Source organism: Kineococcus esterisolvens (assembly GCF_050871405.1).
Classification (GTDB): Bacteria; Actinomycetota; Actinomycetes; order Actinomycetales; family Kineococcaceae; genus Kineococcus.
Window position 1 is genome coordinate 1 of sequence record NZ_JBJLRI010000128.1, and the last position, 5,663, is coordinate 5,663.

The window sequence follows — 5,663 nt, forward strand, 5'->3', positions numbered from 1 at the left end:
GGCCGGCGGGCGGCGCGCGCCCCCCCCCCCCCCCCCCCCCCCCCCCCCCCGCCGGCGGGGCGGCGGGCGCGGGGCGCCGAGACGCGCGAGGGGGACCCTCACCACGCGTAGACGGCCTTCGAGGCGGCCGAGGCGGGACCCGCACCCGCCGCGGTGACGGCCTGCACGGTGAACCGGTACCGGGCACCGCGCACCGGCAGGACGACGGTGGCGCTGCGGGCGCTGGCCGCGTGCACCGTCGGGCCTGTCACGGTGGCGATCGGCCTGCCGAGGAACGACAACCGGGTCGCGGTCACGCGGTAGCCGGTGATCGGCGTCCCGCCGGTGCTCGGCGGGCTCCAGCGCACGGTGGCGGTGGCGTGGCGGTCCCGCAGGCGCCCCGACGAGGCGGTGCCGACGACCGGTGCGCCCGGGAGCGCCGCGACCGGCGTCGTCGGAACCGGCGACGTGGGAACCGGCGACGTGGGAACCGGCGACGTGGGAACCGGCGACGTGGGAACCGGCGACGTCGGAACCGGCGACGTGGGAACCGGCGACGTCGGAACCGGCGACGTCGAAGCGCCGGCGTACCCGAACCTCTCGGCACCCTCGCCCGGCGTGGCGAGGACCGTGTCGCTCGCGGGGGCGGCGATCCACGCCGAGCGCTGGCCGCCGTGGGCCTCCAGCGCGACGGTGGTGGACGCGTTCCCGGGGACGGTCAGCGGGACGGTGGTGCCGGCGGGTCCGGTGACGTGCACGCCCTGGTCGTCCAGGTACGCGGTGACACCGGCACGTGCGTCCCGCCACGCGCTCGCGCGGCTGAGCTGGCGGCTCTGCTCGGTGAGGGTGGGGGTGATCAGCGGGGCGTCGGCGGTGTGGGTGGCGCGGTACGCCTCCAGCACGCCCTGCACCACGGGCAGGAGCAGCGCGTCCTCGGCGAGGTTGGACTGGTGCGCGTAGAACGGGCGCGGGTCGTCGGCGAGGACGCGGCGCAGGGCGTTGCGGACCTCCAGCGGCTTGAGGTACTGCTCGTAGCTGTTGCGTGCCTGGTCGGCGTCCGCCGCCGCCAGCGGGGTGATGCACGTGGTGGTCGCGGGGTTGTCGTCGCAGACGCCGCTGCCGCCCACGGAGCGCGAGGTGTAGTACCAGTTGTACTCGTCGATCTGGTCGAGGTACGTGCCGGTGTTGTAGTAGATGTTCATCGGGTACCGCGGCACGGTGACGGCCCGCCCCACGGCGCGCGCGTCCTTCTCACGGGAAGCGTCGGAGGCCAGTGTGGTCACGCCCGCCGCCTGCAGCGCCGGCGCCAGGAACGGGTTGTCCTGCGGCTGGTTCGTCGTCGTCAGCCCGGAGTGCTCGCCGGTGACCAGTTCGGTGGCGTCGAAGCGCGGCAGCGCGTTGGCCCGCGCCCAGTCGATGTTGCTGCTGACCTGCTCGGTGATGTACGCCTGCGACGCCCACTGCAGCCCGCCGCTCTCCTGGGCGGGGACCTCGGGGTCCTGGCGCGGCGTCTCGGTGGGGTCGGTGGCGCAGCGCCACGGCTGCCCGACGACCGTGGGGGCGATCTGCACGCACCCCAGGTACGGGTGGGTGAAGGTGTGGTTCACCCAGGTGAACTCGTCCTTGCGGGCGAGGAACGCGTCGGTGAGGGCGTCGGTCCCGCCGTTCTCCGCCTTCGCCGCGTCACTGCCGCCGCCGTTGAAGACCATCGTCAGCTCGAAGTCCTGGGCCTTCTGCCAGTCGGACAGGCGCTGCACGTCAGCGGCCGTCATGCGGATGTCCGACGTGGTGACGCCGGGGTCGACGCAGTCGTCACCGGGGGTGCAGTTCCCGTCGACGCTCCAGCGGCCGTCGGGCAGGAAGACGTCGTCGACCTGGACGTCGAAGTACGAGCGGTGGTACCCGAGGTGCACGCCGCGGGTCATCCACGAGACGATCCCGTGCCCGACCGTGCTGAACCACTCCATGGACTCGTTGTAGGCGGCGGAGACCATGAGCTGCTCACGCCCGCCCGACTCGACCTCCCAGGCGATGCTGCCGTCGGCGTCGCCCAGGCGGGCGGTGAGCACCGGCGTGACACGTTCACCGGTCCCGGCGGCCGGCTGGGCGAGGTAGCCGTACACCTCGAGCGTCCCGGGGTCGACGTCGTCGACGGGGAACGACCCCGACAGCTCCGAGAAGCCGTCGGCCTTGCCGGCGTCGGTGACGGTGCCGGTGGCGCCGTCGAGGGAGCCGGCGTACGTGGCGCTTCCGCCGGTCCCGCTGCCGGGGTACACGTAGGCGTTCACCTGGCGCACGCCGAAGCGGCGCTCGTAGGCGGCGAGGGCTTCCAGTTCGGCCGGGTCCATTCCGGCCGGGGCCGCGTTGGGCAGCACGACGGCCTGGTAGCGGGCGGCGCCGGTGACCGGGTCGACGAGGAACTCCTCGCCGATCGCGGGGCGTCCCCCGCTCCCGAGGTCGACGAGGGTGTGCGGGACGCCCTCGCGGTCCAGCTGGACGGCGATCGCGTTCACCGAGGGGTCGCCGTTGGTGACGACGAGCACTTCGAGGTTCACGCGGGTCCCGGTGGCGGCCTGCACCGGCAGCGCGGTGGACAACGGCAGCGCCACCGAGCCGGCCAGGGCCAGCAGCAGCAGACGTGCGGCGGTTCGGGGGCGGCGGTGGGTGCTGCGCCTGGGCGGCATGACGTCCTTCCGGTTCCTGTCAGGTGTTCGTGAGGAAGGTAGGGACCACCCGTGTAGTGGCCGGCAGGCGCGACGGTGGCGGCACCCGGTTGCCGCCCGAGTTCACCCGTACCGCCCGACGGGTGACACGAGCGGCGGTACTCGTCACCGGGTGTGAGCGTTTCCGGTGCGAGCACCGCGACCCCGCGCACGAGCGCGCGACTGCCGCCCGCTCCCCCGTCCTCCACGGCGGTCCAACACCGAGGAACAGCACAGTCACGACCAAGGGTGACGTGACCCCTCGCACGGGTGAACCCCGGCGGAGCCACCCCCTGGCGGCGCATCCGGTCCGTTACCGTCGATCAGGTCGACGGCCGGTGGGAGATCGGCCCCTGAGGAGGAGGAACGATGGTGGCTCGCCGGTGGGGACGCGGGAACGCGACGAACCGTGACGAGGCGGAACTGCGCGCGGAGGTCGACCGCCTGACGCAGGAGGTGGTGCGCCTGCGCCTGGAGCGCCAGCGGCCGGTGGGCATCGGCAGCGTCGCGGAACAGCTCAACGCCCTGTCCGCGGTCCCCGTCGCGACCGGTTCCCCCGGGGCTCAGGACCCCCTGGAGGCGCAGGACCAGGCGCACCACGTCCTGGCCCAGGCGGAGTCGATGCGGCAGTCGCTGCTGGACGTGCTCGACCAGCTGGTCGTGGCGGCCTCGCAGATGCAGCGCCAGCTCCTGGCGGGAACCTCCGTCATGGAGATCGACCGGCGCGTGCTGGACCGCCGCCGCCGGGCCGCGGACCGCGGCCCGGTGCGCCCCGCCGAGGACGGAGCGCCGGTGACGGGGGAACCGGCACCCGTGCAGCGGGTCGCCGGGTGACGACGGCGGACCGTTCCGGCGGGCGAGCCGCCGCGCACGCCGAAGCCCGGGTCCTGCTGCTGGCCGGTTCCACCGGCCTCGAGGACGACCCGGTCACGCGGTTCTGGCTGGAACTGCTGGAACGCACCGGGTGCCCGTACGAGCTGCGCAGGCCCACGGCCGCGCAGCCGCTGCGCGAGGAGGAGCTGCAGCACCCCGACGGGACCGGCCGGTTCCACGCCGCGGTGCGCACCACGACCACCGCCGACGACCTGGACACGGCGTCCGCGACCGTCCTGGCCGGATACCGCCACCACCACGGCGTGCGACTGCTGCGCGCCTACGAGTTCCCCGGGGCAGGCACCGGCGTGGTGGAGGTGACCGGTGCCCCCACCGACGGCGCGACCGCGCGGGTGACCCCCGCCGGCAGGCAGGTGTTCGGCGACCTGCGCGGGGAACTGCCCCTCGCCCCCGACTGCTGGGCGTACCTGGGCCGCGCCGAGGACGGGGGGCCCTTCACCCCCCTGCTCGTCACCGGGGACGGCGCCCCCCTCGCCGGCGCGCTGGACGCCGGCGACGGCCTGGAGGACCTGCTGGTCCTGGTGAACACCGCCGAGGACTCCCTGCACGGCCTGCTGCTGGCGCGCAGCCTGCTGACCTGGGTGACGCGCGGCGTCCACCTGGGCGTGCTGCGGCACGCCCTCTCCTGCCACGTCGACGACGTGTTCCTGGCGAACTGGACGACGCCCGGCGTCCGGGTGGGCGAGACCGCGCCGACGGTGCGCATGCGGCCCGAGGACGTCGACGCCCTCGTGACCTGGCAGCGGGAGCACTCCTTCACCCTGGACCTGGCGCACAACGGCGCCGGTGCGGACGCGGACGACCCCCTGACCCGGGCGCTGCTGGCGGCCGCGGCCGAGTTCCGCTGGATCAACCACACGTGGGACCACCGCGACCTCGACGACCTCGACGAGCAGGCCCTGCACGAGCAGGTGGAGCGGAACCGGCGCTGGGCCGAGGAGACCGGTGTGCCGGCCAGCGCCACGGCCCTGGTCACGGGCGCGCACTCCGGGCTCGGCAACCCCGCGCTGCCGCGGGTCCTGGAACGCGCGGGGGTCCGCGCCGTGGCCGCCGACGCCTCGCGCGGTCCGGGGCCGTCCGCGCTGGGACCGGCCACGGTCGTGCCGCGCCACCCCACGGAGGTCACCACGCACGTCAGCACGTGGGCGGGGCTGCTGGCGGACCAGGAACACCGGCACGGGGCACCGGCCCCCTCGCGCGAGGGGTTCCTGAGCGCGCAGGCGCACGTCGTGCTGGGCCGCGTGCTGGCCGCCGACCCCCGGCCGATCTTCGCGCACCAGTCCAACGTCACCGACGACCGGGTGCTGCTGGACCTCCTGGCGCGGGTGCTCGCCGAGCACGCGCGCCTGCTGGCGCCGGCGACGGTGCTGCTGAACCCGTCCATGGACGAGGTGGCGCACGAGCTGCGCAGGCGCGAGGCGTGGCGCGCGGCGCTCTCGGCGGGCGCGGTGCGTGCCCGCACGGGGGGCGGGGAACTGCTGCTGGAGGCCGACGTGGACGTGGAGGTGCCGGTGACGCTCCCCGCGGACGGCGGTGCCGGCGAGGCGTACGCGGGAGCGCGCTGCGGCTGGCTGCCCGTCGCAGCCCGCGACGCGGTGCGCGTGGCGCTGGGGGCGGGTGCCGCGTGAGCGTCGTTGACGTCACCGGTCCGGCGAGCGGGAGCGGCCCGCGCGTGACGCTGTTCACCGAGGGCACGTACCCGTTCGTCGTGGGCGGGGTGAGCACCTGGTGCGACCTGCTGCTGCGGGGGCTTCCCGACGTGCGGTGGTCGGTGTTCGCGCTGACCGGCGCGGAGCTGGAGGAACCCGTCTTCGAGCTGCCGCCGAACGCGACGCTGGGCGGGCACCTGCAGCTGTGGGGCCCACGCGTGCCGCGGCGCACCGGACCCCGGCCGCAACGGCGCCGGGGGGGGGGGGGGGGGGGGGGCGGGGGGGGGGTGGGGGGGGGGGGGGGGGGGGGGGGGGGGGGGGGGGGGGGGGGGGGGGGGGGGGGGGGGGGCGCCCCCCCCCCCCCCCCCCCCCCCCCCCCCCCCCCCCCCGGGGGGCCCCGCGGCCGCCCGGGTCGCCGCCGCCGGTGACGGCCGGGCCC

The 5,663-nt window shown here is 75.8% G+C and carries 4 protein-coding genes; 3 read left to right on the forward strand and 1 reads right to left on the reverse strand.

The genetic code is table 11. The annotated features are described in order from the left end of the window. Window positions 1-98: 98 nt before the first annotated feature. Entirely contained in the window at window positions 99-2,663 is a 2,565-nt protein-coding gene (locus tag ACRYR8_RS20870; RefSeq protein WP_432484915.1) for a fibronectin type III domain-containing protein, read from the reverse strand. Between the two features lie 387 nt (window positions 2,664-3,050). Between ACRYR8_RS20870 and ACRYR8_RS20875 the strand changes: the two genes are divergently transcribed. The 3 genes from ACRYR8_RS20875 to ACRYR8_RS20885 are packed head-to-tail and all read left to right on the forward strand — an operon-like array spanning window position 3,051 to window position 5,652. Next, the gene (locus ACRYR8_RS20875) at window positions 3,051-3,515 is read left to right on the forward strand and encodes a hypothetical protein (RefSeq protein ID WP_432484913.1); all 465 of its coding nucleotides are present in this window, start codon (window positions 3,051-3,053) and stop codon (window positions 3,513-3,515) included. Further along, window positions 3,512-5,203, forward strand: coding sequence for a hypothetical protein (locus ACRYR8_RS20880; protein WP_432484911.1), 1,692 nt, complete (start codon window positions 3,512-3,514; stop codon window positions 5,201-5,203). Before ACRYR8_RS20875 ends, ACRYR8_RS20880 begins: the two co-directional genes overlap by 4 nt. Before the next feature lie 44 nt (window positions 5,204-5,247). Further along, a complete protein-coding gene (locus ACRYR8_RS20885; RefSeq protein ID WP_432486205.1) occupies window positions 5,248-5,652 on the forward strand; it encodes a DUF3492 domain-containing protein in 405 nt (134 codons plus the stop codon). The last annotated feature ends 11 nt before the right edge of the window (window positions 5,653-5,663 follow it).

Excerpts from the sequence above, each read along its gene's own strand:
- ACRYR8_RS20870 (WP_432484915.1), bottom strand. The coding sequence starts at position 2,663 with ATGCCGCCCAGGCGCAGCACCCACCGCCGCCCCCGAACCGCCGCACGT.
- ACRYR8_RS20875 (WP_432484913.1), top strand. The coding sequence starts at position 3,051 with ATGGTGGCTCGCCGGTGGGGACGCGGGAACGCGACGAACCGTGACGAG.